Raw genomic sequence first — 24341 nt, 5'->3', positions numbered from 1 at the left:
GGAGAAGCCATGTCTGACGCACCGGTTCTTCATGACAAACGCGGGCATGCGTTCTGGATTACGATCAACCGGCCCGACAAGCGCAACGCGCTGAATGCCTCGGTGATCGCCGGGATCGTCGATGGCTTCCTTCGCGCACATGAAGACAATGACGTGCGTGTCATTGTGCTGACAGGCACGGGCGACAAGGCGTTCTGCGCGGGCGCGGACTTGCAGCCGGGTGCAGGCTTTGCGTTCGACCTGTCGCAGCCCAATCTTGCCTATGCCGACATGCTGCGCACCGCACAGAATGCGACCAAACCGACCATCGCCCGCATCAACGGTGTCTGCATGGCGGGCGGCATCGGGCTTCTGTGCATGACCGACATGGCGGTGGCGGCGGACAATGTCGTTTTTGGCCTGCCCGAAGTGAAGGTCGGCATATTCCCGATGCAGGTGCTGAGCCTGTTGCAGGCGGTCGCGCCGCCGCGTCTGGTGCGTGAATGGTGTTTCACCGGCGAGCCGTTCTCGGCGATGGAAGCGAAGGAGGCCGGGCTGCTCAATCATGTGGTGCCTGCTGCCGACCTCGACGCCAAGGTCGAATGGCTGGTGGGGCGCCTCACCGACAAGTCGCCGACCGCGATCCGCCGCGGCAAATATGCCATGCGTGCGCTGGCCTCGATGTCGTTCGATCAAGGTATCGCTTACACCGAATCCCAGATCGCGCTGCTGGCGATGACGCAGGATGCGAAGGAGGGGCTTGCGGCATTCGCGGAGAAGCGCAAGCCGGTGTGGACCGGAAAGTAATGCCATGACCAAGGTCTGGATCGAGGCCGCGCTGAACGGACCATGGACCCGTGCCAAACAGCCGGGCATTCCCGTTGCAGTCGAGGACATTGTTGCGGACGGCATCGCCTGCGCGGAAGCGGGTGCCGCGATCATCCATGCCCATGCCTATGATGTGACGACCGGTCGCCAGAAGGACGACTGGGAGATTTATGCGCGGATCATCGAGGGCATCCGCGCAAAGGCGGATGTGATCGTCTATCCGACCATTCCGAGTCCGGGGCTCGGACAGGACCAGAACACCAATCGCTTCGGCCATACGCTGGAGCTGGCAAAGCGCGGCCTGATCGAATGGGCGGTGATCGATCCTGGCTCCGTGCATATTTCGCGGTTCGACGATCTCGCCCATGGCGGCGTCTACATGAACCCGCATGACGACATTATGGAAGGGATGCGGATCGCGCGCGCCCACAATGTCCATCCGAGCTACGCGATCTATGAGCCCGGTTTCACGCGGCTGGGCGCGGCCCTGGCGGCGATTGCGCCGCCGTCACCGACACCGATCTATCGCTTCATGTTCTCGGACGAATTCGCCTGGGGATTCCCGCCGCGCGATAAGTATCTCGACATTCATCTTGATCTGCTGGCAGAGACCGCGCCCGGCGCGCCGTGGATGATCGCGGGTCTTGGTGTCGATATCACGCCGCTGATCCCGCACACGGTCGCGCGCGGAGGTTACGTCCGTGTCGGGCTTGAGGATGCGCTCTGGGGCAATCCTCAGACCAACGAAGCATTGGTGAAGGATGCCGTAAAACGTGTTCGCGCCGCAGGCGGTGAACCGGCGACCACGGCAGAGGTTCGTCGCCAGCTAAAGGTGATGGATGCAGCGCGAGGGCGGACCTGACACCGTCATTGCGAGGAGCGCAGCGACGAAGCAATCCAGCTTCTTGCAAAAATGGATTGCTTCGCCTCGCTCGCAATGACGGCTTTACCGACCGACTGCAAATGGGAAGCGAAATAAGTTTTCGCGCTCAGCGCCCCTTGAACAGCGGCTTGCGCTTTTCCATGAAGGCCGCACGGCCTTCCTTGTAATCTTCGCTCTTGAAGCAGGCGTCGACCAGATCCTCGCAGCGCTTCATGTCGCGCTTGAGTTCGTCCTTGCAGGCTTCGCCGACAATGAACTTGATCGAATCCACCGTCAGCGGCGCATTGGCGGCGATCGTGGCGGCGTAGTTCTTGACGTAGAATTCGAGTTCGTCATTTTCGACGATGCGATTCACGAGGCCCATCTCGACCGCTTCCATGGCCTCGAACAGCCGCGCGGTGAAGAAGATTTCCTTGGTGAAGGAGGGGCCAACGACGTCCATCAGCCGCTTCACGCCGGGATAGCCGTAGCCGAGGCCGAGCTTGGCGGCGGGAACGGCAAAGCGCGCATCTTCGGAGCAAATGCGCAGGTCGCAGCAGCTTGCGATGCCCATGCCGCCGCCGACGCAAAAGCCGCGGATCATCGCGATGGTGGGCTTCGGAAATTCATGGACGCTGGCATAAGCGGCTTCCACCGCATCGTTGTATTTCCGGACGCCTTCCTCGGTCGAGCGCTCATCGCCGAATTTGGAGATATCCGCGCCCGCGACAAAAGCCTTGTCGCCCGCGCCCGCGAGCACGACGACGCGGATGCTGTCGTCCTTGGCATATTCGATCATCAGCCGTGTGGTGGCTTCCCACATCTCCAGCGACATTGCATTGCGTCGTTCGGGATTGTTGAAGATCACGTAACCGACGTTGCCGTCCTTGCGCGAGATCACCTTGTCGGTCGAAGCCATGAGCGTATCCTTAAAATTCAGACGACCTTGCTCTTTTGGAGCGAGGCGATCTCCTGTTCACTGAAACCGAATTCCGTCAGCACGTCATGTGTCTGCTCGCCAACGAGTGGCGGGCGCGCAGCCATGCGGCTCGGCGTGCGCGACAGCGTGAAGGGCTGGCCGACGAGCTGCTTGCCGCCATCGGGTAAGGCTTGCGCGATGCCGAGATGCTTGACCTGCGTGTCATCGAAGACCTGATCGATGGAATAGATCGGGCCGCACGGCACGCCGGCATCGTTGAGAATACTGACCCATTCGCCGGTCGTGCGCTTCGCCATGTACGTTCCGATCGCGGCGTTCAGCGCATCGCGGTTCTTCGAGCGGAGCGCGATGGTCGCGTAGTCGGGATGCGTCAGCAGGTCCGGGGCCTCGATCGCCTGCGCGAAGCGCTCCCAGATTCGCCCGCCGGTGGTGGCGATATTGATGAAACTGTCGCTGGTCTTGAACACGCCGGTCGGAATGCTGGTCGGATGATTGTTGCCGGCCTGCTGCGGCACATCGCCGTCCACCAGCCAACGTGCGGCCTGGAAGTCGAGCATGAATATCTGCGCCTGCAGCAGCGAGGTCTGCACCCACTGGCCTTCGCCCGAGACATCGCGCTCCAGCAGCGCAGTCATGATGCCGAGCGCGCAGAAAAGTCCTGCCGTGAGGTCGGCGACAGGAATGCCGGCGCGCACCGGGCCCTGTCCCGGCAGTCCGGTGATCGACATCAGCCCGCCCATGCCCTGGGCGATCTGGTCGAAGCCGGGGCGCTTGGCATAAGGCCCGTCCTGTCCGAAGCCGGAGATGCTGGCATAGACGAGGCGCGGGTTGATCGCGCGCATACTTGCGTAATCGATGCCGAGCTTGTCCTTCACGTCGGGACGGAAGTTCTCGACGATGACGTCGGCCTTGGCGACGAGACGCTTGAATACCTCAAGACCTTTCGGGTCTTTCAGGTTGAGCGTCATCGCGCGCTTGTTGCGATGCAGGTTCTGGAAGTCCGGGCCGTTGCGCGGCCCGCCCGGCTGCTCGCTATCGGCGAGGTCGGTCGGCGCCTCGATCTTGATGACGTTCGCGCCCCAGTCCGACAATTGGCGCACGGCGGTCGGCCCGGAACGAATCCGGGTGAGATCCAGAACCGTGAAGCGCGAAAGGGCGGACGAGGCGCGCGGAAACGTCATCGATTTCTCCGAAGAGATTACCCGGCGTTGCCGACGAGGCCTGCGGCGGCGATGCCGGCGAGGGCCGCGGTTTCGTCGTTGTCGGAGGTGTCGCCGCTGATGCCGATGGCGCCGAGCAGGTTGCCGTCCTTGTCATTGATGAGAACGCCGCCGGGTACCGGCACCAGCGCGCCGCGCGCCATGGTGTTGATGGCGTCGACGAAATAGGGCTGCTCGTTGGCGCGCTTGAAGATCGCGCGCGAACCCATGCCCAGCGCCAGCGCGCCGTAAGCCTTGCCATGGGCGACTTCGCCGCGCAGCAGGCTGGTATTGTCTTCCGCCACGAACGTCTTGAGCGCGCCGCGCGCGTCGAGGATCGCGATGGCCATCGGCTTTAGTTTCAGTTCCCGGCACTTGGCGAGGGCGGCATCGGAAATCTTGCGGGCAACGTCGAGGGTCAGGGCGGTCATCATATGTCCTTTGAGGAGGGGATCAGGAAGAAGCGGAGGCTTTCGCCGCGCCGTTGTCCAGACTTATGGCAAGGACGCGCGCCACGTGCAATGCGCCGCGGCCTGAACCGTCCTTGATTTGATGGCGGCAGGAGGTGCCGTCCGCCACGATCAGCGCGTCATCGGCAGCTTTGCGCACAGCGGGCAGCAGGGATGCTTCCGCCATCTGGATCGACACGTCATAGGTGTCGGCGCCATAGCCGAACGCACCGGCCATGCCGCAACAGCTCGACTCGATCTTTTCCACTTTCAGGCCGGGCACCAGCCGCAGAATCTTCTCCACCGGCGCGAACGCCCCGAACGATTTCTGGTGGCAATGGCCGTGCACATGCGCGCTCTTGTCGATGGCGCCGAGTGGCAGTTTCAACTGGCCGGTCTCGGCCTCGCGCACCAGGAATTCCTCGAACAGCAGCGCATGAGCGCTGACCTTCTTCGCGGCATCGTCGGAGCGCAGCGACAGCAGTTCATCGCGCAGGGTCAGGAGGCAACTTGGCTCAAGGCCGACAATGGGCACGCCGCGCGCGGCAAACGGGATCAGCGTCTCGACCACGCGCGTGAGTTCGGCCTTCGCATTCTCGACCAACCCCGCCGAGAGGAAGGTGCGGCCGCAGCACAGCGGCCGTCCGCCATCGAGCGCGCGGGGCAGGTGAACGCGATAGCCACCGTCGACAAGAACGCGCAGCGCGGCATCGAGATTTTCGCGCTCATAGGCGCGGTTGAAGGTGTCGGCAAACAGCACCACCTCGCGGCCGTTTTCCGGGCCAAAGGCAATTCCAGCCGGCGCGAACACATCGCTGCGGAATTCCGGCAGATCACGCCTGGCGCTGATGCCGGCGATTTTCTCGAACAGGGTACGGAGAATGCCGCTGCGGTTCCGCAGGTTGGCGAGCCACGGGAAACGCGAGGCGAGCCCGGCATAGTGGGGCAGGTAACCGACCAGCCGGTCGCGCAGGGTGAGGCCATGTTTCGCGGCGCGTGCGGCCAGCACTTCGATTTTCATTTTCGCCATATCGACGCCGGTCGGGCATTCGTGACGGCAGGCCTTGCAGGAGACGCAAAGCTTCATCGTCTCCATCATGGAATCCGACGACAGCGCATCGGGACCGAGCTGGCCGGAGATTGCCAGCCGCAGCGTGTTGGCGCGGCCGCGGGTCACGTCCTTCTCGTTGCGGGTGGCGCGATACGACGGGCACATCACGCCGCCCTCCAGCTTGCGGCAGGCGCCGTTGTTGTTGCACATCTCGACCGCGCCCTGGAAACCGCCAGCCGCGCCGGGATACGCCGACCAGTCCATCACCGTCCTGATGTCCGCGACCTTGTAACCGGGCGCATAACGAAACAGCGAACGGTCATCCATCTTCGGCGGATGCACGATCTTGCCGGGATTGAGCGTGTTGCCGGGATCGAAGCGCTCTTTCACTTCCTCGAAGGCATGAACGATCCGCTCGCCGAACATCTGCGCGTGAAATTCCGAGCGCACGATTCCGTCGCCGTGTTCGCCGGAATGCGAGCCTTTATATTCGCGCACCATCGCGAAGGTCTCTTCGGCGACGGCGCGCATGGTCTTGACGTCGTGCTCGAGCTTGAGATTCAGCACCGGGCGGACGTGCAGACAGCCTTCGGAGGCGTGGGCATACATGGTGCCGCGCGTGCCGTACTTCTCGAAAATCCGGTTGAGCCGGTCGGTATAGTCGGCGAGCTGCGGCAGCGGCACTGCACAGTCCTCGATGAAGGAAACCGGCTTTCCTTCCTGCTTCATCGACATCATGACGTTGAGGCCGGAGGTGCGGAAGTCAGTGATCGCCGCCTGCATTGCGGGCTCGATCACATCGACCACGCCGCCCCATTTGCGCTTTGGCTGATCCCAGCCGAAACCGAGATCGCCCATCAGGTCGGCGAGCTGCTTGAGCTTTGCGAGGTTGGCGGTCTGATCGGCCTCCGCAAATTCGACGACCAGCAGCGCTTCCGGCTCACCCTTCACCACGGCTTCGATAGTCGGCCTGAACATCGCGATGTCGCGGCCAAGCGCGATCATGGTGCTGTCGACCAGCTCCACCGCGATGGGCTTCAGCTTCACCAGATGCTGCGTGGCGTCCATTGCTTCATAGAAGCTGCCGAAGTGGCAGACGCCGAAAACTTTCGCACCGATCAGCGGCCACAGCTTCAGCTCGACGCGGGTGGTAAAGGCGAGCGTCCCTTCGGAGCCGACCAGCAGATGCGCCATGTTGTTGACGGGCTGCGGTGTCAGCGCATCGAGGTTGTAGCCGCCGACCCGGCGCTGCACATGCGGGAAGCGCGCCGCAATCTCACCGGCCTCACGCTCACCGAGCGCCAGCATGTCGCGAAACAGGTCGCGGCCCGGCATCTCGGTGTTCTGCCAAGCCATGTCGCGCGGTACTTCGCCGAAATGCAGCAGGGTGCCGTCGGCCAGCGCGGCGTCCATCGAAATGGTATTGTCGCGCATGGTGCCGTAACGCAGCGAGCGGCCGCCGCAGGAATTGTTGCCGGCCATGCCGCCGATGGTGGCGCGCGAGGCGGTGGAGACGTCGACCGGAAACCACAGGCCGTGTTTCTTCAGTTGCCGGTTGAGATCGTCGAGCACAATGCCGGGCTCGACCACGCAGGTGCGCTTCTCGACATCGAGCGAGATGATTCTGTTCAGATACTTCGAGACATCGACCACGATGCCGCTGTTGACAGTCTGGCCGCATTGCGAGGTGCCGCCGCCGCGCGGCGTCACGATGCGTCCGTCATCGCGCGCAATCGCCATGGCGCGCAGCGCGTCGTCCATGGTGCGGGGAACGACCACGCCGAGCGGCTTGATCTGGTAGAACGACGCGTCGGTGGCGTAGCGGCCGCGATCCAACGGATGGAACAGGATATCGCCGCTGACTTCGCGCCTGAGGCGTGCGGCGAGGGCGCTGTCCTGCGCGATGGCGTTTCCGGTTGCGGCCTTCTGCTGAGCCATTTGGTTCTCGGTACTCTGGGTGGCCCTAAAAGCCGTCATTGCGAGCGAAGCGAACTGGCTCTTTCTTCACCTCTCCCCGAGGGGGAGAGGTCGACGCGAAGCGCCGGGTGAGGCGGTACGAATTTCAATTCAGGCATCTAGATCCCCTCACCCCAACCCTCTCCCCATTGGGGAGAGGGAGTTCATCTACGTTTGTTGCTCCGCTCGCAATGACGAGCAGGAACGTCAATTTTCTTCGCCGCGCAGCGCCGAGACATCCGCCGCGCGTCCGCTTGGCTGATGTTCGCGCATGTACTCGCACACGGCATCGCACTTGCCGCGCATGTGATCGAACATCAGCTTGCCGAGTTCCTCGCCGTTGCGGCGACGCAGGGCATCGACCATCGCTTCATGCTCGCGCATGGCGTCGCTGAGCCGGTCCCGCCGCAGAAGGTTGGCGGAGTAGCGCAGACGGCGGACCATGGCGTTCGCGGTGGCGTAGCTCGAACTCAGGAACGGATTCGCCGCGGCATCGACGATGGCCTGATGGATTTTCTGGTTCAGGCGGAAATAGTCGGTCAGTTCCTGGCGGATATAGTGTGTGTACATCTCCAGATGCATGCGCTCGATGGCGGCGATGTCCTCGTCCGAGATCCGTTCGCAGGCCGCGCGGCCGGCGAGGGCGTCGAGCCCGGCGATCAGTTCGAACAGATGCCGGATGTCCTGCTCGGAGAACTGGCGGACGCGCGCACCGCGGTTGGGCAGCAGTTCGATCAGGCCTTCCGACGCCAACACCTTCAAGGCCTCGCGCAGCGGCGTGCGCGAGACATCGAACTTCTCGCACAATTCGCGCTCGGGAATGCGGCTGCCCGGCTCCAGATGCCCCTCGACGATAAAGTCGCGGATCTGGCCCAGCAGGTCATCGTGCAGCGAGGCCGGCGAGGTCTCGACGATTTCCAGCGACTTGGTTCGCAAAAGATTATTCAAAATCCAAAGCCTTCCAGAGAGGTGACAAGCTGGATTTCATTCCAAATCAGCCAGCCGCGACACGCTTTGTGCCGATAAGTGTATTGATACTCGATTTTTCTGTTGTGAAGAAGAAAATTTTGAATACAATCCATTTCAAGAAAATCTTGCGGTGCACAATTTATTGCATGCAAAATTGTAAACAAGATCTTGAGGGAGCGCCGATCGATGTCCAACGCCTCAGTCCATACCGGGCGGCACTTTCTCCAGATTCCGGGGCCGACCAACGTTCCCGATCGCGTGCTGCGAGCGATGGACATGCCGACCATCGATCATCGCGGGCCTGAATTCGCGCAGCTCGGCCTCGAGGTCATCGAAGGCTCCAAGAAGGTCTTCAAGACCAAGAACCCCGTCATCATCTATCCGTCGTCTGGCACCGGTGCGTGGGAAGCCGCCATCGTCAATACGCTGTCGCCCGGCGACAAGGTGCTGATGGTGGAGACCGGCCACTTCGCGACGCTGTGGCGCGCGATGGCCGACAAGCTGAAGCTCGATGTCGAGTTCGTGCCGGGTGACTGGCGTCATGGTGCGTCCCCCGAAGACATCGAGGCCCGCCTGTCGAAGGACAAGGCCCACAGCTTCAAGGCGGTGATGGTGGTCCACAACGAGACCTCCACCGGCGTCACCAGCCGCATTCACGACATCCGCAAGGCCATCGACGCCGCGAAACATCCGGCGCTGCTGATGGTCGACACCATTTCGTCGCTCGGCTCGATTGATTACGAGCACGACAAGTGGGGTGTGGACGTCACCGTGTCCTGCTCGCAGAAGGGGCTGATGCTGCCGCCGGGTCTCGGCTTCAACGCCGTGTCCGACAAGGCGCTGGAAGCCTCGAAGAAGAATAGCTCGCTGCGGTCCTATTGGGACTGGCACGAGATCATCGGCGCCAACAAGGGCGGTTCATGGTCCTACACGCCCGCGACCAACATGCTATATGGCCTCAAGGAAGCCATCGCGATGCTGCTGGAAGAGGGGCTCGACAATGTGTTCGCCCGCCATAAGCGCTATTCGGCGGCGACGCGTGCAGCCGTCGAGACCTGGGGCCTCGAAAACCTGTGTCTCGATCCGCGCGAATATTCGCCGATCCTGACCGCGGTGGTGATGCCAGAGGGGCATGATGCCGACCAGTTCCGCAAGGTCACGCTCGACAATTTCGACATGTCGCTCGGCGCAGGTCTCAGCAAGATCAAGGGCAAGGTCTTCCGCATCGGCCATCTCGGCCATTTCAACGACCTGATGCTGATGGGCACGCTGGCGGGCGTCGAGATGGCGCTCGATCTCGCGAAAGTGCCGCATCGTTCGGGCGGTGTGATGTCCGCGATGGGTGTTCTGACCGGACGCGATGCGAAGGCATCGCAGGCGAAGACGGCAGTGGCGTAACGCCGCGTTGGCGGCGTCTGCGATCTGAATTCAAAATCCGCAGGATAGCGGAAACCAAAACAAGGTCCGGCCAGCGCCGGGCTTCACAAATGCGACAGGGAGAGACTGCATGAAGAATCTCATCAAGGCGACAAGTGTGCTTGCGCTGCTGGCGGCAACGCCAGCTCTCGCATGGGAGCCGGCCAAGCCGGTCGAAATCGTGGTTGCAGCCGGCGCCGGCGGCGCCTCCGACCAGATGGCCCGCATGATGCAGGCTGCGATCCAGAAGAACAATCTGATGAAGCAGCCGATCATCGTGTCGCTGAAGGGCGGCGCATCGGGTGCCGAAGCCCTGATGTACATGAAGGGCAGCGACGGCGATCCGAACAAGGTGCTGATCGCCTATTCGCTGATCTACATGCTGCCGCTGTCGGCCAAGATTCCGTTCAACTGGCGCGAACTCACGCCGGTCTCGGTGATCGCGATGGACCAGTTCGTGCTGTGGGACAACGCATCTGGCCCGAAGACCGTGAAGGACTTCATTGCTGCCGCAAAGGCCTCAAGCTCGCCGTTCAAGATGGGCGGCACGGGCTCAAAGCGTGAGGACCACGTGCTCACCGTCTTCATGGAAAAGAAGACCGGCGCGAAGTTCTCCTATCTGCCCTACAAGTCGGGCGGCGAGGCGGCGACCCAGCTCGTCGGCAATCACACCGAAGCCAACGTCAACAACCCGTCGGAAAATCTTGAAGTCTGGCGCGCCGGTCAGGTGCGTGCGCTGTGCGTGTTCGACAAGGAACGCATTTCCTACAAGACCAAGGTCACCGAGACGCAGTCGTGGAATGATATCCCGACCTGCAAGGAAGAAGGCCTCGACATGCAGTACCTGATGCTGCGCGCGATGTTCCTTCCCGGCAAGGTCACGCCCGAGCAGACCGCGTTCTACGACGACCTGTTCAAGAAGGTGACGCAGACCCCGGAATACAAGGAATATATGGAGAAGCAGGCCTTGAAGCCCGTTTATCTCAACGGCAAGGACATGCTCAAATTCCTTGAAGAAGACGATGCCCTGAACAAGTCGCTCATGACCGAAGCAGGCTTCGTCGCAAAATAGCCTCGCCAATCGGGGCCCTGGCGCCGTCGTCCAAGCGGCGGCGCCATTTTTCTCTTACATCAGCCGGGGCGGACTCATGGCTCAAGACATCGAAATCGTCGTTGAGGATCCCAACGCGCCGGATGAGAATTCGCCTGCGATCACCAATACGCGCACCGTCGAGATGGCGGTCATGGCGCTGCTGCTTGGGCTTGCTGTGCTGCTCGGTTTTGACAACTGGCGCACCGGCGCATCGTGGGACGACACCGGTCCGCAGGCCGGTTACTTTCCGTTCTACCTTTCGATCATTCTTGGCGGCGCAGCGCTCTATGGATTCGTCAGCGTGGCGCTCAAGCGCAGCGAGGGATTGGAGACATTCGTGACCCGCGCGCAATTCCGCCGCGTGCTTCAGGTCTTCGTGCCGACACTGTTGTTTTGTTTGGCGATGCAGTGGCTCGGCCTCTACGTGGCGAGCTTCCTGCTGATCGCGGGTTTCATGGGAATCATCGGCAAAATCACGTGGTGGAAGTCGCTGCTCACTGCCTTCATCTTCGTCGCGATCATGTTCGTGACCTTCGATATCGCTTTCGACGTCATCATGCCGAAGGGTCCGCTTGAAGCGGCCTTCGGACGCTAAGCCAGAACCGGGACAGGATCATGGAAGCACTTGGCCTCTTGTTTCACGGTTTCGCGGTTCTCTTCACGTGGAAGATTCTCGCGCTGATGATGGTCGGGCTGGTACTCGGCATTTTCGTCGGCGTGCTGCCGGGGCTTGGCGGCCCCAATGGAGTCGCGATCCTGCTGCCGCTCACATTCTCGATGGACCCCACATCGGCCATCGTGATGCTGTCATGCATCTATTGGGGCGCGCTGTTCGGCGGCGCGATCACCTCGATCCTGTTCAACATTCCCGGCGAAGCCTGGTCGGTCGCGACCACCTTCGACGGCTATCCGATGGCCCAGCAGGGCAAGGCCGCGGAAGCACTGACGGCTGCCTTCACGTCATCCTTCATCGGCTCGCTGGTCGCAGTGATGCTGATCACATTCCTCGCGCCGAGCATTGCCGGTTTCGCGTTGAAGTTCGGCCCGCCTGAATTCTTCGCGGTCTACCTTCTGACCTTCTGCTCGTTCGTCGGCCTTGGCCGCGAAGCCAAGCACAAGACCGTCATCTCCATGGCGCTGGGACTTCTGCTCGCGGGTGTCGGTCTCGACACCGTGTCGGGCCAACTGCGCATGACGTTCGGCTCGAACGATCTGCTGCGCGGCGTGAATTTCCTCGTGGCCGTGATCGGCCTGTTCGGCATCAGCGAAATCCTGCTCACCATGGAAGAGCGGCTGGCGCTGCGCGGCCATGCGGCGCGTATCAGCCTGCGCACGGTGCTCGGCGTCTGGATGGATCTGCCGAAGTACTGGGCCACGCTGATCCGCTCATCGTTCATCGGCTGCTGGCTCGGCATCACACCGGGTGGCGCGATCGCCGCGTCCTTCATGGGTTACAATCTCGCCAAGCGCTTTTCCAAGGACAAGGAATCCTTCGGCAAGGGCCGCATCGAAGGCGTGTTCGCGCCGGAAACCGCCGCGCATGCCTCGGGCACCGCCGCGCTGTTGCCGATGCTTGCGCTCGGCATTCCCGGCTCCGGCACCGCAGCGATCCTGCTCGGCGGCCTGATGGTGTGGGGCCTCAATCCCGGTCCGCTCTTGTTCGTGGAACACAAGGATTTCGTCTGGGGCCTGATCGCCTCGATGTACCTCGGAAACGTCGTCGGCCTCGTGCTGGTGCTGACTACCGTTCCGATTTTCGCCTCGATCCTGCGCGTGCCGTTCGCGGCCATTGCGCCGATGATCGTGGTGTCCTGCGCCATCGGCGCCTACGCGATCCAGAATGCGATGTTCGACATCTGGCTGATGCTGCTGTTCGGCGTGGTCGGCTACGTCTTCAAGAAGATCGGCATTCCGCTGGCGCCGTTCACGCTCGCGCTGGTGCTCGGCAGCCGCGCGGAAGATGCATTCCGTCTCGCGATGATCGGCTCGGGCGGCAGCGTGAAGGTGTTCTGGTCGAACGGCCTTGTCGGCTCGATTACGACACTCGCGATCGTGCTGCTGTTTTGGCCGGTGATCGATCGGATCTTCGCGAGCTTCGGACGCAAGGAAAGCCCGGTACGGGCGTAGCATTCGTCATTGCGAGGAGCGTCAGCAATCCAGCTGAGTCCAAGGCTGTATTGCATCGCGTAGTTTATCATCGGGCCGGCGAAGCCGGACCGTTGGCTCGCGATGACGTGAGGAGTTACACCTGCGTCGCGCCGGTGACCTTGCAGGAGCCTTCGGCGGCTTCCTGATCGATGAACGGGAATTTCGTTTTCTTAAACAGCTTGGTGGTCTTCGCCTTGACGGTCACAGCCAGCCTCTGGTCGGTCTCGATCTTCCGGCCGCCGGTCTTGGACATATAATCGCATTTCACGCGGATGTCCTTCACGGCGAAGTCATTGTCGTTGGTGACGGTGATATCGGCGGTGCCGGCGTTGTTGGAGCCGGGCTTGCGCCATTTCTCGATCGAGATCTTGACCTTGTCTCCGGGTTCGGCGGCAAAGGCGATGCCGGTTGTGCTGAGAAAGACTCCAGCGATGGCGGCGGCGATGATCGTCTTCATGGTCGAAATCCCGAAAGTTCAAGTCATGGACGGATTGCCGAAGCGTCATTGCCCAGGAATCCGGAAATCAGGTCAGGGCCATTGAGCAGGAGCATTTCGCCGCTACTATAGTGGCCGCAAGAGTAATGCAGCAACGGTCTATGGTCAGGAATTGTAATGAACGACATCTGGCGTCTCTCGGCTACTGAACTTGCGTCGCACATCCGTTCCCGAAAAATATCCGCCAGGGAAGCCGCTCAGGCCGCCCTTGACCGGCTGAACGCAGTCAACCCGGTACTCAATGCAGTGATCGACCACCGGCCGGTTGAGGTACTGGCGCAGGCCGACGCGGTCGATGCCGCGATTGCGAAGGGCTCGGATCCCGGGACGCTCGCCGGTGTGCCGATCACCATCAAGGTCAACGTCGATCAGGCCGGATTCGCTACCACGAACGGATTGAAGCTGCAGCGTGACCTTGTGGCGCAGACCAACAGTCCTGTGGTGGACAATTTGCGCAAGGCGGGCGCGGTCATTGTCGGGCGGACCAACACACCGGCCTTCTCCGCCCGCTGGTTTACGACAAATTTGTTGCATGGCGAAACGCGCAACCCTCGCGACCCGTCCATCACCCCCGGCGGTTCATCGGGCGGGGCGGCTTCGGCCGTGACCGCAGGGATCGGTCATATCGCTCATGGCACCGACATCGCGGGTTCGATCCGCTACCCGGCCTATGCCTGCGGGGTTCACGGCCTGCGGCCGACCGTCGGGCGTATCCCGGCTTTCAACGCGTCGTCGCCGGAGCGCCCGATCGGCCCGCAGATCACGGCGGTCTCCGGTCCGCTCGCGCGAACCGTCGGCGATGTGCGGCTGGCGTTCCATGCCATGTCGCAGCGCGATCCGCGCGATCCGTGGTGGGTGCCCGCGCCGCTGGAAGGGCCGAGCCGGGAGAAGCGCGCGGCGATCTGCCTGCGCCCGGATGGCCTGGACACCGTGAAGGAGGTCAGCGACGCCGTCGCCGATGCGGGCAGGCGACTGGAGCGGGCGGGCTGGATTGTCGAGGAGATCACGGAGATCCCGCCGTTCGCCGAGGCGGCCGACCTGCAGATGAAGCTCTGGCTGTCGGACGGCTATGACGCGTTGCGGGACATGGCCGAGCGCGAGGGCGATCCCGGCGCGCTGGCCGTTCTGCGCGACCAGGAATCGGTCGCGCGCGCGCTCGATCTCGCGGCGTTCTCAAAACTGCTGACCCGGCGCGCGACGCTGGTGCGTGCGTGGGAGATGTTCTTCGAGACCTATGCCGTGATCGTGATGCCGCCCTGCGGCGAACTGCCCTTTGAATGGCAGCTCGATCTCAAGGGCGATGCCTCGCTGCACCGTGTGCTTCGGGCGCAGATGCCGCAGATTGCGCTGCCGTTCATCGGTATGCCGGGCCTGACGGTCTCGACCGGTTTGGTCGGCCGCGTGCCAGTCGGTGTGCAGATCGTGGCGGGACGTTACAGAGAGGACCTTTGCCTTGCGGCGGGCGAGGCCATCGAGGCGGGCGGTGTGCCGCCAAGCCCGATTGATCCGGTATCGGCCTGAAAGCGGCGCTTGGCGTTGAAGACGCTTTCCGTGTCGGCGAGAAGCTGCTGCGTGCGCCGGACGACGCTGCGTCCGGCCTTGAGATCGCGGTTGGCGACATAAAGCAGGCGGTGCCCTTCGATGACGAGTTCTCGGGCATGCTTGATTTGCTCGTCGAACGAGACAGCCTCTGTCGCTGCTTTGGCCGTCGTCATGGTGCGGCTCCTGTGTCTGCATATGGCCTGCAGTCACCAACGCCGATGTTAGCGAATCGTTCAGGGCGAGTCCCGCAGACCGCCGAACTTTCCACCAAAACGTGATTCGCCGGGCAATCCCTTGGCGCAACGAGGCAATTCGGCGTTGAACCGAGCTTGCTGCCGGGGCGTCCAACCAAAACGGCCGATCCGCCGCCGCTTGCGACGGCGCAAGCGCCGGTCCTATTGTTTAACAGGTGTTTGGCTGGGGCGGACATGAGCGTGGTCAAAACGGCGGAGCGGAGCGATCCAGCAAATACGCGTGAGACTGCCGTCGCCGGCGGCAACGGCAAGGTCGGCGTCTATCTCGCGCTGCTGCAACTGTTCTTCACGCTGGGCTGGACCGTTTATGTCGTCTACCTGCCGCAGCTCGCTGCCAAGGTCGGACTGCCGCCTGGCGCGGTGGTTGTCATCCTTCTGGTCGATCAGGCCGTCTTCACCATCACCGACACGCTGATGGGTATCGCGGCAGACCGCATGACACCGATTGTCGGACGGCTCAGCCGTGTCGTGATCTGGCTGACGGTGGTCTCGTGCGCTGCGTTCCTCGCGCTGCCGTTCGTCGCCAAACTCGGACCGGATGCGAAGATCGTGCTGATCGCGCTTACCATGACCTGGGTGGTGACGTCGTCGGCGCTGCGTGCGCCGCCGCTCGCCTTGCTCGGGAAGTTTGCCGCGAAGCCATCGATTCCGATCCTGTCGTGCCTCACGATGCTGGGCTACGGCATCGCCGGTGCGATCTCGCCGTATCTTGGCGTCGTGCTGCGCAATCACGATCCGCGCATCCCGTTTGTGATCTCCACGGTGGTGCTGCTGCTCACCGCGCTCTCGATGTCGTGGATCGAGCGCCGGCTGCGCGAGGGGAAGCTGAGCGCGCCGGAACGCACGCCGCTCGCGGTGCCGAAATCATGGGGCGTTCTCGCGCTGGTCTTTATTGCCGCGATGCTTGTTCTCGCGCTCGGCTATCAGCTGCATTTCAGCGTCAACAGTGCGCAATTGTTCCTGCGCTTCGCCAAGCAGCCCGACCTGCAATGGCTGATGCCGGTGTACTGGATCGGCTTCAACATCGCGATGTTTCCGGCAAGCTTCATCACGCGGCGGCTCGGCGGACTGCTGGTGATCGGCTGCGCGGGACTATTGGGCGCCGGCGCGGTGTTCGGTATGGAGAACGCGGCCGGGCTGAACACCATGATCGCCATGCAGTTCCTCGCCGGTGCGGCATGGGGCTGCATCCTGATGAGCGCGGTCGCGGCCGCCATCGCGGTCAGCGGCGGTGCCGAGGGCAAGGTGCTCGGCCTGATGTTCTCCGCATTGGCATTGGCGACATTCGCGCGCATCGCAGCCGTCGGCGGCGGCCTGACGAAAAATGCCGCTTACGAGGCGCTGCTGCAATGGACGCCGATCCTGTGCTGGGCGCTGGCAGGCGCAGCGCTGCTGTTCATCGCGGTGGCGCGGCTGCGCAAATGGCGGGACGGCGCGGACCCTGCCGATGCACCGGTCTAGAACACGCGTTTATTCCGGAAGGCTTGCACTTTTTATCGTCGGTTGCTCGCCAACCTTTGACTTGGCAAAGCGCCGATGACGTCGCAGAACAATGCCATGCGAACGCGCGCAATTCTCCAGATGCTTTGTCTTATATGCCTGCTGCCGGTCGCGGCGGGCGCTGCTCCGCCGATGGAACGGGGTGCTGCCATCACTGATCCCGTCCTGCTGCGTCAGCTTGACGAGACGGGACTGAGCCTTGGCAGGCTGCTGGGTGCGGAAGCCAGCGCCGCAGCCGCCGATCTGTTCGCGCTGCCATCGATGACGCAGGCTCAGGAAACGGCGGATCGCGATTTCAACAAATATGTCCTCGATCACCACGACGATCTCGACACGCTGTTTGTGTTCGACCGCGATGCACTGAACGCGCCGGGCACGCGCTTCGATCTGGCAGGCATTGTCAACCGGATGGACCGCGCATTTGTTTCGCCTGAGACGTGCGGCGAAATCCGTCTGATCTATCGGCCGATCACCAATCACGATTCCAGGAACAAGGACGATCCGCCCGCGCGGCTGCCGATGACGCTCAATCTCATCATGAAGGCGAAGCCTGCAGGCGCGGATACCACATGCGCCGAACTCGCCCGGCGCTGGCTGGCGCTGGCCGATCAGCCGCCCGCATCCGAACAGACGGAGATGCTCACTGCAAAAGGCGGTGCGCTGGAATGGATCACGCGCGACGCCATCGACCGGATCGAAATCAATGTGCAGATCGCGCGCGCCTCGGCTGATGCGAATGACTTCGAGGGCCGGGCGGACTATCTGATGAAGGTGTTTCGCTTCGACGGACTGAATTTCGTGGAATCTCCGATGGAGAACCAGATCGACGCGGCGCGCATCCGCCGCGATGAGAAGCTGCTTGCGGATTTCAAGGGATGGCTGCTCGATCCGGTACACATCGCGGAGCTTGACCGCGGGGCCATCGTGCTGCCTGACCGCTTTCTTGCAACGAGCGTCATCAACGTGACGCCTGCGCAGACAAATCCTGACGACAGAGCTCGCGAGTTGTTGGCCGACGACGAGATTGGTGCGGCTTTAGCGAAGGCATCTGCAAACGCGCCGCTCGAAAATCTGCAATCTCCGGCAGGCTTCGCGCGCCGTCTCGATGACATGACCTGCAGCGGCTGCCATCAGACCCGCGCGGTCGGCGGTTTTCATTTTCCGGGCAGGGAGCGTCCCGAATGGGCGGCAGGTGCGGTGGTGGCGGCAGCGTCGCCGCATTTCTTCGGCGATCAGGAGCGCCGCCGCGATGTTCTCGGCGCATTTCGCGATGGCCGTAGCCCGGATTTCTCGCGCGGTTTCTCTGCGCGGCCACAGGCCCGCCGCGCCAATGAATTGACCGGGACGACCTATCTGAACGGCTGGGGCGCGACGTGCGCTGTCGCGGGCGAGAATGTTGCGTCCGACAAGAGCTTTACGTCATGGACCTGTGCTGACGGCCTGACGTGTCAGGCAACCGGCGCGAAGGATGCGCGGATCGGATTCTGTTTTCCGAAGGAGAAGTAATGCAACGTCGTCATTGCGAGGAGCGCTTGCGACGAAGCAATCCATTCTCCTTAAAGGTGGATTGCTTCGCTTCGCTCGCAATGACGATGGATGGATGATTGCGTTTCCTTACCTCTCCCCGCATGCGGGGAGAGGGGGTTAAGCCACGATTCCCGCGGCGCGCATCTTGGCGATTTCGGCGGCGTTGAAGCCCGCCGCCGCCAGCACCTCGTCGCTGTGTTGTCCGACGTTCGGCGCCATGCGCGGCTGTACCTTCTTCGCACCCTCGATGAAGATCGGCGTGTTGATGGTGCGCAGGTCGCTGTCGGCGAAAGGCACGACAGCCTCGGTCACGCGCATCTGCTCGTCGTCCGGAATGTCCTGCGGAATGCCGACCACGCCGAAAATGAGTCCGTTGCCGTCGAGTGCCTTGCGCCAGTGCGCCAGCGGCTTGGTCGCGAACACCTTATCGAGGATCGCGATCAGTTCCGGCGCATGCTTGTGGCGTGCGGGCTTGGTTTCGAAGCGCGGATCGGCCAGCAGGTCCTCGCGCTCGATTACTTTGGCGAACACCGGGAACTGCTTCTCTTCGTTGAGCAGCGACAGGATGATCCAGCGATCATCGGCGCACTTGTAGTGGCAGGTCACGGCGTTCAGCGCGCGGTCACGCGGCGGGCGCTTCTGGAAGGTCGCGCCGCACAGCGCAGCCTGCGCGTAGATGCCGTTCGACCAGATGCCGTTGACCATGAGATTCGACATCACCTGCGTGCCCTTGCCGGTCTTCTCTCGCTGATAGAGGGCAGTGACGATGCCGGCGAACAGCGACATGGCGCAGGGATGGTCGCCCATGCCGGGCATCGAGCGGGCCGGGGTGGTCTCGTCGGTTTCGCGCACGAGGTCCATCAGGCCGGAGCGCGCCCACCAGGCATTGCTGTCGAAGCCCGGCTTGTCGGCCTCCGCGCCGGTCTCGCCGTAGCCGGTGAACGAGGCATAGATCAGGCGGCTGTTGAGCGGCGCGAGATCCTTCCAGGTGACGCCGAGCTTCTTGCGCACCGGCGGCGGGAAGTTGGTGATGAACACGTCGCATTCGGTGGCGAGCTTGCGCATCACGGCCTGACCCTCGGGTTTGCTCAGATCGAGCGCGAGGCTCTTCTTGTTACGGCCTTCCAGCATCCACGCATAGTTGTGGGGGCTGATTGGGTATCCCGGCAGGTGGGGCAGGTTGCGGACCGGATCGCCGGCACCGGGCGGCTCGATCTTGATAACGTCGGCCCCGAAGTCGGACAGCGCGGTGGCGGAGGATGGTGCCGCGATGAAACTCGCGCAGTCGATGACCTTGAGACCTTCGAAAATTCCCATTTCGGCGTGTTCCCTGTGTTTCTGTCAGGGCCGCCGGTGGTAGGCGGCCCGTCAATCGTTTTTGCGTTCGTCCGAAATCGCCTTGCCGTCGTTGGGCAGAGACCCCGGGCTGACGAAAGTGACATTGCCGGACAGCTTTGTCACGGCGCGCAGGGTCGACGCAACCGCATCCCGCAATGCGTCAGCAGGGGTTGCAGTTTCGGCCGAAAGCGTCATCGCGTCGGTCTCGCTGTCGCGGGTCACAATCAGGCGGAGGCGGCCCAGTTCCGGGTGCCGCTTGCCGATTTCGGCGATCTGTTCCGGGCGCACGAACATCCCCTTGACCTTGGTGGTCTGGTCGGCGCGGCCCATCCAGCCCTTAATGCGCATGCTGGTCCGTCCGCAGGGGCTCGGTCCGCTCAGCACGGCGCTGAGATCGCCGAGCGCCAGGCGAACGACCGGGTGATGGGTATCCAGCGTGGTCACGACAATCTCGCCGACGTCGCCCTCGGCCACCGGATCGCCGGTTCCGGGGCGCACGATTTCAACGATGATGTTCTCATTGACCACGAGGCCTTCGCGCGCCTTGGTCTCATAGGCGATGATGCCGAGGTCGGCGGTGCCGAAGTTCTGATAGGCATCGATGCCGCGCGCCTTCATTTCTTCCTGCAGGGATTTCGGAAACGCCGCGCCGGACACCACCGCGCGCTTGATCGAGGACGCGTCGCGTCCGGTCTTGTCCGCCGCATCGAGCAGGATCTTCAGGAAGTCGGGTGTGCCGGAGTAGCCGACCGGCCGATAGGCTTCGATCAGTTCGAACTGCTGCTCGGTGTTGCCGGGCCCCGCCGGAATCACGGCGCAGCCGAGCGCGCGGGCCGACGTGTCGAAGATGAAGCCGCCGGGCGTGAGGTGATAGCTGAAAGTATTGAGCACGATGTCGCCCGGACGAAAACCCGCAGCGAAGATCGCGCGCGCGCCCCGCCACGGATCGTCAGCGGCAGTTTCCGGCTCGAAGATCGGTCCGGGTGAAGTGAACAGCCGGCCGAACGATCCCGCATTTGAGGCCACGAAGCCGCCGAACGGCGGCGCGGCCCTGTGCAGGGCAGGCAGTTCGGACTTGCGCAGCACCGGAAGTTTCGCCAGTGCGTCGCGGCTGGTGATGGATTTCAGGTCGATGCCCCCGAAGTGCGCCGCATAGGCGGGCGCCTTTGCCGCTGCGGCCAGCACGCCGGGCAGCCGCGCGAACATGTCGGCCTCGCGCTCGGACTGCGAACGTGTTTCGAGGGCGTCGTAATAGTTGGTCATAGGTAGTCCATTTGTTCGTCATTGCGAGGAGCGAAGCGACGAAGCAATCCAGCCTTGCCTGGCGCTGCTGCCTATGGATTGCTCCGCTCCGCTCGCAATGACGGATGTGGTTACAGCCAGCGCTTGCGGCGCTTGAAGCTCTTCAGGTTCTTGAAACTCTTGCGCTGGTCGCCCGCGCCGCCGAGGTAGAATTCCTTGACGTCTTCGTTGTTGCGCAGCTCATCGGCGGTGCCGTCGAGCACCACCTTGCCCTGTTCCATGATGTAGCCGTGGCTCGCGACCGAGAGGGCCGCGCGCGCGTTCTGCTCGACAAGGAGAATGGTGACGCCGAGATCGCGGTTGATCTGCTTGATGATGCCGAACACTTCCTTGACCAGCAGCGGCGACAGACCCATCGACGGCTCGTCCATCAGGATCATCTTCGGGCGCGCCATCATCGCGCGGCCGATTGCCAGCATCTGCTGTTCGCCGCCGGAGAGATAACCGGCGAGGCCGGTGCGCTCCTTGAGGCGCGGGAAATACTTGTAGACCATGTCGATGTCGTCATCGACGTTCTTGTCGCCGCGGGTGAACGCGCCGAGCCGCAGGTTTTCCAGCGAGGTCATGTCGGCGATGATGCGGCGGCCTTCCATCACTTGGAAAATTCCGCGGCGCACGATCTTGTCGGGATCGATGCCGTCGACCCGCTCGCCGTCGAACACGATTTCGCCGCGGGTGACTTCGCCGTCCTCGGTCTTGAGCAGGCCCGAGATCGCCTTCAGCGTGGTCGACTTGCCGGCGCCGTTGGCGCCAAGCAGTGCGACGATCGCACCCTTCGGCACGTCGAGGCTCAGTCCGCGCAGCACGAGGATGACGTTGTCGTAAACGACTTCGATGTTGCGCACGGCCAGCAGCGGTGCGGCTGCGGTCGCGACAGCAGGCTTTGCGGTGGTCACGGTTTCGGTTTGCACGTCAACATCCGTTCGGTTTCTTCATCCCTCCCCCTTGTGGGGAGGGTGGCGCGTAGAGAGCGAAGCGAGCAACGCGCCGGGTGGGGGTGGTTATCTTTCCCCCACCCGGGCCATCTTCAGTGCTTACCAGCCGAGCCATTCGTTCTTGCGCGGCAGGTCGACGGTCTTCACCTTCTCGAGCTTGATGGTGCCGGCCTTGACGAGATCGGCAACCGAAGCGTCGGTCGCGCCGGACACCTTCATGCGATAGATGTCGACCTTCAGCGTCGGGCGATGGTCCTTCTCGGTCCAGGTGGAGGGATTGCAGACGCCTTCCATTCCGGCCGGCACCCAATCCTTCTTCTGGTAGAAGCCCTTCTTGACGTTCTCGCCGACCGCGCCGCCGTTCTTGGCAGCCCACTCGACGGCTTCCTTCATGTAGAGCGCGGTGCAGACACCGGCGACATAATGCACGGGACGATAGGCCGTGCCCGCGGCGTCCGACATCTTGGAGATGTCCTGCACCAGCTTCATGCCGGGAGCATTGCCGCCCCAGGCGACAGCGGTGCGCAGCGGGAACACCACGCCGTCGGCGGCAGCGCCTGCGGCCTTCGCGGCGTTCTCGTCCATGCCCCAGACGTTGCCCATGAACTGCACGTCGGTGCCGGCTGCCTTGCAGGCATTGAGCACGGAAATGTTGGAGCCTGCGGTGTTGCCGAGATAGGCGTAGTTGGCGCCCGAACTCTTTAGCGTCAGGCACTGCGCGCTGTAGTCGCCCGGCGTGAGCGCGAACACGATCGCCGGCAGCACGTCGAAGCCGAGTTCGGCGGCAAGCGCTTCACCCGCAGCCTTCGGCGCGTTCGGATACGGATGGTTCGCGCCCATGTGGACATACTTCGGCTTGCCCGGCTTGCCCTTGGACTTCCAGTCTTCGGCGGCCCAGGTCAGCATGCCGCGCAGCGCGTCGGAATAGCTTGGACCGTAGAAGAAGTTGTAGGGAGCGGCCTTGCCCTTGCCGCCTGCGCCGGTCGGATCGGAGAGCGCCGCCGAGTACGAGCCCGAGATGTCCGGGATCTTGTCTTCAGACAGGAAGCCGGTGAGGGCTTCGGTATCAGCCGTGCCCCATCCGAGAATGGCCGCGACCTTGTCGCCGCCCGACCACTTTTTGTACTGCGCGATCGCGCGGGGCACCTGATAGCCGTAGTCGACGGTGTCGACATTCACCGGCTTGCCGTTGATGCCGCCGTTCTTGTTCACATAGGCGAACGCATCGGCGACGCCCTGTCCGAAAGGCGTGCCGACGTCGGATGTCGCGCCGGAATAATCGGCAAGGTGGCCCAGCGAGATCGGCGCCTGCGCCAGGGCAGATGAGCCGCCAAGCATCACCGCCAGAGCAGCGGTGCTCAGAAAGGTTTTCGTCATCATAAGCGTAATCCTCCGGTTTCCTCTCGAGGTCTTCTTATTGTCTGTCCCGTTCCGACCTCAATGCGAGAACGGGTAGAGTTTCCAGTAAGCCTTGATTTGCCGCCACCGGTGAGCAAGCCCATCCGGCTCGAAGATCAAAAAGACGATGATGATGACGCCGATGGCCATCTCGCGCAAGAAAGCGATGTTGTTCTTCAGTCCCAGCGCATGATCGATCGCGCTGCCGTTGAGCGCGGCGCTGATCCACTCCATCGATTCCGGCAGCAGCACCATGAAGGCGGTGCCGAGCAGCGTGCCCATGATCGAGCCGATACCGCCGATGATGATCATGGCGAGGAAGATGATCGAACGGTCGATGCCGAAACCTTCGTTGGAGACGACTTGATTATAATGCGCGTAAAGTGCGCCGCCGACGCCGGCGAAAAATGCAGCCAATCCGAACGAAAGCGTCCGGTATTTGGTGAGGTTGATGCCCATAATTTCGGCGGACAGGTAGTGATCGCGCACCGCGACCAGCGCCCGCCCGTCACGCGTCCGCATCAGGTTTGTGACGAGCAGATAGCAAACGATCACGTAGGCGAGCACCACATAGAAATACTGCCGGTCGCCGCGCAGGGTCTTGCCGAAGATCGAGAACGCGTCCGCATGGGCCGGAACGCTGCCGCCGGTGAACCATTCGGCGCGGGAGAAGAAGTCGAGCAGGATGAACTGCGCCGCCAGCGTCGCAATCGCAAGGTAGAGGCCTTTGAGCCGCGCAGCGGGGAGGCCGAAGATCAGGCCGACCAGCGCCGTGACCACGCCCGATAGCGGAATGGCGAAGAACACCGGCACGTGAAGCTTGCTCGACACATAGGCCGAAGTGAATGCGCCGAAGCCGAAGAACGCGGCGTGGCCGATGGAAATCTGTCCCGTGAAGCCGACCACGATGTTGAGGCCGAGCGCGGCGATGCCGAAGATGCCGATCTGGATCAGCAGGCTGAGCGAATACTCATTCAGCACATAAGGCGCAAAGCAGATCAGCACGATGCCGAGGATCATCATGTTCCGGCTGGTCGTGGTCGGAAACACGGTGGTGTCGGCTGCGTACGTGGTGCGGTAATCGCCTGCGGGGAGAAGGGTCTGGCCTGCCATGATCAGATACGCTCGAACTTGTTTTCACCTCTCCCCACGGGGGAGA

General features: G+C 62.7%; 21 protein-coding genes. 9 read left to right on the top strand and 12 right to left on the bottom strand.

What is annotated here, in order from left to right; genetic code table 11:
• Positions 1–9: 9 nt before the first annotated feature.
• The gene (locus AC1Q67_RS04450) at positions 10–786 is read left to right on the top strand and encodes an enoyl-CoA hydratase/isomerase family protein (protein WP_492235045.1); all 777 of its coding nucleotides are present in this window, start codon (positions 10–12) and stop codon (positions 784–786) included.
• Between the two features lie 4 nt (positions 787–790).
• On the top strand, positions 791–1669 hold the full coding sequence (locus AC1Q67_RS04445) for a beta-keto acid cleavage family enzyme (protein WP_492235046.1): 879 nt from the start codon (positions 791–793) through the stop codon (positions 1667–1669).
• A gap of 127 nt (positions 1670–1796) precedes the next feature.
• Here the strand turns inward: AC1Q67_RS04445 and AC1Q67_RS04440 are convergent, their stop codons facing one another.
• The 5 genes from AC1Q67_RS04440 to AC1Q67_RS04420 form a co-directional block, all read right to left on the bottom strand.
• The gene (locus tag AC1Q67_RS04440; protein ID WP_492235047.1) at positions 1797–2588 is read right to left on the bottom strand and encodes an enoyl-CoA hydratase; all 792 of its coding nucleotides are present in this window, start codon (positions 2586–2588) and stop codon (positions 1797–1799) included.
• Between the two features lie 17 nt (positions 2589–2605).
• On the bottom strand, positions 2606–3790 hold the full coding sequence (locus AC1Q67_RS04435; RefSeq protein ID WP_492235048.1) for a CaiB/BaiF CoA transferase family protein: 1185 nt from the start codon (positions 3788–3790) through the stop codon (positions 2606–2608).
• Positions 3791–3807: 17 nt separating this feature from the next.
• On the bottom strand, positions 3808–4239 hold the full coding sequence (locus AC1Q67_RS04430) for a GlcG/HbpS family heme-binding protein (RefSeq protein ID WP_024576258.1): 432 nt from the start codon (positions 4237–4239) through the stop codon (positions 3808–3810).
• Between the two features lie 22 nt (positions 4240–4261).
• Entirely contained in the window at positions 4262–7246 is a 2985-nt protein-coding gene (locus tag AC1Q67_RS04425; RefSeq protein WP_492235049.1) for an FAD-binding and (Fe-S)-binding domain-containing protein, read from the bottom strand.
• Between the two features lie 225 nt (positions 7247–7471).
• On the bottom strand, positions 7472–8212 hold the full coding sequence (locus AC1Q67_RS04420) for a GntR family transcriptional regulator (protein ID WP_492235050.1): 741 nt from the start codon (positions 8210–8212) through the stop codon (positions 7472–7474).
• Positions 8213–8419: 207 nt separating this feature from the next.
• Between AC1Q67_RS04420 and AC1Q67_RS04415 the strand changes: the two genes are divergently transcribed.
• The 4 genes from AC1Q67_RS04415 (at position 8420) to AC1Q67_RS04400 (ending at position 12869) form a co-directional block, all read left to right on the top strand.
• On the top strand, positions 8420–9631 hold the full coding sequence (locus tag AC1Q67_RS04415; RefSeq protein WP_492235051.1) for a pyridoxal-phosphate-dependent aminotransferase family protein: 1212 nt from the start codon (positions 8420–8422) through the stop codon (positions 9629–9631).
• 109 nt (positions 9632–9740) lie between these two features.
• Complete coding sequence (locus tag AC1Q67_RS04410) at positions 9741–10721, top strand: tripartite tricarboxylate transporter substrate binding protein (RefSeq protein WP_492235052.1); 981 nt, start codon at positions 9741–9743, stop codon at positions 10719–10721.
• 76 nt (positions 10722–10797) lie between these two features.
• Positions 10798–11337 (top strand): tripartite tricarboxylate transporter TctB family protein, encoded by a 540-nt coding sequence (locus tag AC1Q67_RS04405; RefSeq protein ID WP_492235053.1) that lies wholly within the window; start codon positions 10798–10800, stop codon positions 11335–11337.
• A gap of 20 nt (positions 11338–11357) precedes the next feature.
• Positions 11358–12869: a tripartite tricarboxylate transporter permease gene (locus AC1Q67_RS04400; RefSeq protein WP_492235054.1), complete on the top strand. Its 1512-nt coding sequence runs from the start codon at positions 11358–11360 to the stop codon at positions 12867–12869.
• A gap of 115 nt (positions 12870–12984) precedes the next feature.
• Here AC1Q67_RS04400 and AC1Q67_RS04395 read toward each other — a convergent pair whose 3' ends face one another.
• Complete coding sequence (locus tag AC1Q67_RS04395) at positions 12985–13347, bottom strand: hypothetical protein (RefSeq protein WP_492235055.1); 363 nt, start codon at positions 13345–13347, stop codon at positions 12985–12987.
• Between the two features lie 156 nt (positions 13348–13503).
• On the opposite strand from AC1Q67_RS04395, the gene AC1Q67_RS04390 reads away from it, so the two are divergent.
• Positions 13504–14907, top strand: a complete 1404-nt coding sequence (locus tag AC1Q67_RS04390) for an amidase family protein (protein ID WP_492235056.1) — start codon at positions 13504–13506, stop codon at positions 14905–14907.
• On the opposite strand, the gene AC1Q67_RS04385 is transcribed toward AC1Q67_RS04390, so the two are convergent.
• Positions 14820–15101 (bottom strand): hypothetical protein, encoded by a 282-nt coding sequence (locus tag AC1Q67_RS04385; protein WP_034473646.1) that lies wholly within the window; start codon positions 15099–15101, stop codon positions 14820–14822. The two genes, AC1Q67_RS04390 and AC1Q67_RS04385, sit on opposite strands and share 88 nt — an antisense overlap.
• Before the next feature lie 255 nt (positions 15102–15356).
• On the opposite strand from AC1Q67_RS04385, the gene AC1Q67_RS04380 reads away from it, so the two are divergent.
• Positions 15357–16643, top strand: coding sequence for an MFS transporter (locus AC1Q67_RS04380; protein WP_492235057.1), 1287 nt, complete (start codon positions 15357–15359; stop codon positions 16641–16643).
• A gap of 96 nt (positions 16644–16739) precedes the next feature.
• Entirely contained in the window at positions 16740–18188 is a 1449-nt protein-coding gene (locus AC1Q67_RS04375) for a hypothetical protein (RefSeq protein ID WP_492235058.1), read from the top strand.
• A 138-nt stretch (positions 18189–18326) separates the two neighbouring features.
• Here the strand turns inward: AC1Q67_RS04375 and AC1Q67_RS04370 are convergent, their stop codons facing one another.
• The 5 genes from AC1Q67_RS04370 to AC1Q67_RS04350 form a co-directional block, all read right to left on the bottom strand.
• Entirely contained in the window at positions 18327–19526 is a 1200-nt protein-coding gene (locus AC1Q67_RS04370) for a CaiB/BaiF CoA transferase family protein (RefSeq protein WP_492235059.1), read from the bottom strand.
• A 51-nt stretch (positions 19527–19577) separates the two neighbouring features.
• Positions 19578–20810 (bottom strand): phenylacetate--CoA ligase family protein, encoded by a 1233-nt coding sequence (locus AC1Q67_RS04365; RefSeq protein ID WP_024576246.1) that lies wholly within the window; start codon positions 20808–20810, stop codon positions 19578–19580.
• A gap of 110 nt (positions 20811–20920) precedes the next feature.
• Positions 20921–21760: an ABC transporter ATP-binding protein gene (locus AC1Q67_RS04360; protein WP_492235060.1), complete on the bottom strand. Its 840-nt coding sequence runs from the start codon at positions 21758–21760 to the stop codon at positions 20921–20923.
• A gap of 123 nt (positions 21761–21883) precedes the next feature.
• Positions 21884–23164, bottom strand: a complete 1281-nt coding sequence (locus AC1Q67_RS04355; protein ID WP_492235061.1) for an ABC transporter substrate-binding protein — start codon at positions 23162–23164, stop codon at positions 21884–21886.
• A 57-nt stretch (positions 23165–23221) separates the two neighbouring features.
• A complete protein-coding gene (locus AC1Q67_RS04350; RefSeq protein ID WP_024920804.1) occupies positions 23222–24295 on the bottom strand; it encodes a branched-chain amino acid ABC transporter permease in 1074 nt (357 codons plus the stop codon).
• Between the last annotated feature and the right edge of the window lie 46 nt (positions 24296–24341).

It is taken from the genome of Afipia sp. GW823-FHT06G09 (genome assembly GCF_058794875.1).
This window is presented reverse-complemented; position numbering and strand designations above follow the sequence as displayed.

Excerpts from the sequence above, each read along its gene's own strand:
- AC1Q67_RS04450 (WP_492235045.1), top strand. The coding sequence starts at position 10 with ATGTCTGACGCACCGGTTCTTCATGACAAACGCGGGCATGCGTTCTGG.
- AC1Q67_RS04445 (WP_492235046.1), top strand. The coding sequence starts at position 791 with ATGACCAAGGTCTGGATCGAGGCCGCGCTGAACGGACCATGGACCCGT.
- AC1Q67_RS04440 (WP_492235047.1), bottom strand. The coding sequence starts at position 2,588 with ATGGCTTCGACCGACAAGGTGATCTCGCGCAAGGACGGCAACGTCGGT.
- AC1Q67_RS04435 (WP_492235048.1), bottom strand. The coding sequence starts at position 3,790 with ATGACGTTTCCGCGCGCCTCGTCCGCCCTTTCGCGCTTCACGGTTCTG.
- AC1Q67_RS04430 (WP_024576258.1), bottom strand. The coding sequence starts at position 4,239 with ATGACCGCCCTGACCCTCGACGTTGCCCGCAAGATTTCCGATGCCGCC.
- AC1Q67_RS04425 (WP_492235049.1), bottom strand. The coding sequence starts at position 7,246 with ATGGCTCAGCAGAAGGCCGCAACCGGAAACGCCATCGCGCAGGACAGC.
- AC1Q67_RS04415 (WP_492235051.1), top strand. The coding sequence starts at position 8,420 with ATGTCCAACGCCTCAGTCCATACCGGGCGGCACTTTCTCCAGATTCCG.
- AC1Q67_RS04410 (WP_492235052.1), top strand. The coding sequence starts at position 9,741 with ATGAAGAATCTCATCAAGGCGACAAGTGTGCTTGCGCTGCTGGCGGCA.
- AC1Q67_RS04405 (WP_492235053.1), top strand. The coding sequence starts at position 10,798 with ATGGCTCAAGACATCGAAATCGTCGTTGAGGATCCCAACGCGCCGGAT.
- AC1Q67_RS04400 (WP_492235054.1), top strand. The coding sequence starts at position 11,358 with ATGGAAGCACTTGGCCTCTTGTTTCACGGTTTCGCGGTTCTCTTCACG.
- AC1Q67_RS04395 (WP_492235055.1), bottom strand. The coding sequence starts at position 13,347 with ATGAAGACGATCATCGCCGCCGCCATCGCTGGAGTCTTTCTCAGCACA.
- AC1Q67_RS04390 (WP_492235056.1), top strand. The coding sequence starts at position 13,504 with ATGAACGACATCTGGCGTCTCTCGGCTACTGAACTTGCGTCGCACATC.
- AC1Q67_RS04385 (WP_034473646.1), bottom strand. The coding sequence starts at position 15,101 with ATGACGACGGCCAAAGCAGCGACAGAGGCTGTCTCGTTCGACGAGCAA.
- AC1Q67_RS04380 (WP_492235057.1), top strand. The coding sequence starts at position 15,357 with ATGAGCGTGGTCAAAACGGCGGAGCGGAGCGATCCAGCAAATACGCGT.
- AC1Q67_RS04375 (WP_492235058.1), top strand. The coding sequence starts at position 16,740 with ATGCGAACGCGCGCAATTCTCCAGATGCTTTGTCTTATATGCCTGCTG.
- AC1Q67_RS04370 (WP_492235059.1), bottom strand. The coding sequence starts at position 19,526 with ATGGGAATTTTCGAAGGTCTCAAGGTCATCGACTGCGCGAGTTTCATC.
- AC1Q67_RS04365 (WP_024576246.1), bottom strand. The coding sequence starts at position 20,810 with ATGACCAACTATTACGACGCCCTCGAAACACGTTCGCAGTCCGAGCGC.
- AC1Q67_RS04355 (WP_492235061.1), bottom strand. The coding sequence starts at position 23,164 with ATGATGACGAAAACCTTTCTGAGCACCGCTGCTCTGGCGGTGATGCTT.
- AC1Q67_RS04350 (WP_024920804.1), bottom strand. The coding sequence starts at position 24,295 with ATGGCAGGCCAGACCCTTCTCCCCGCAGGCGATTACCGCACCACGTAC.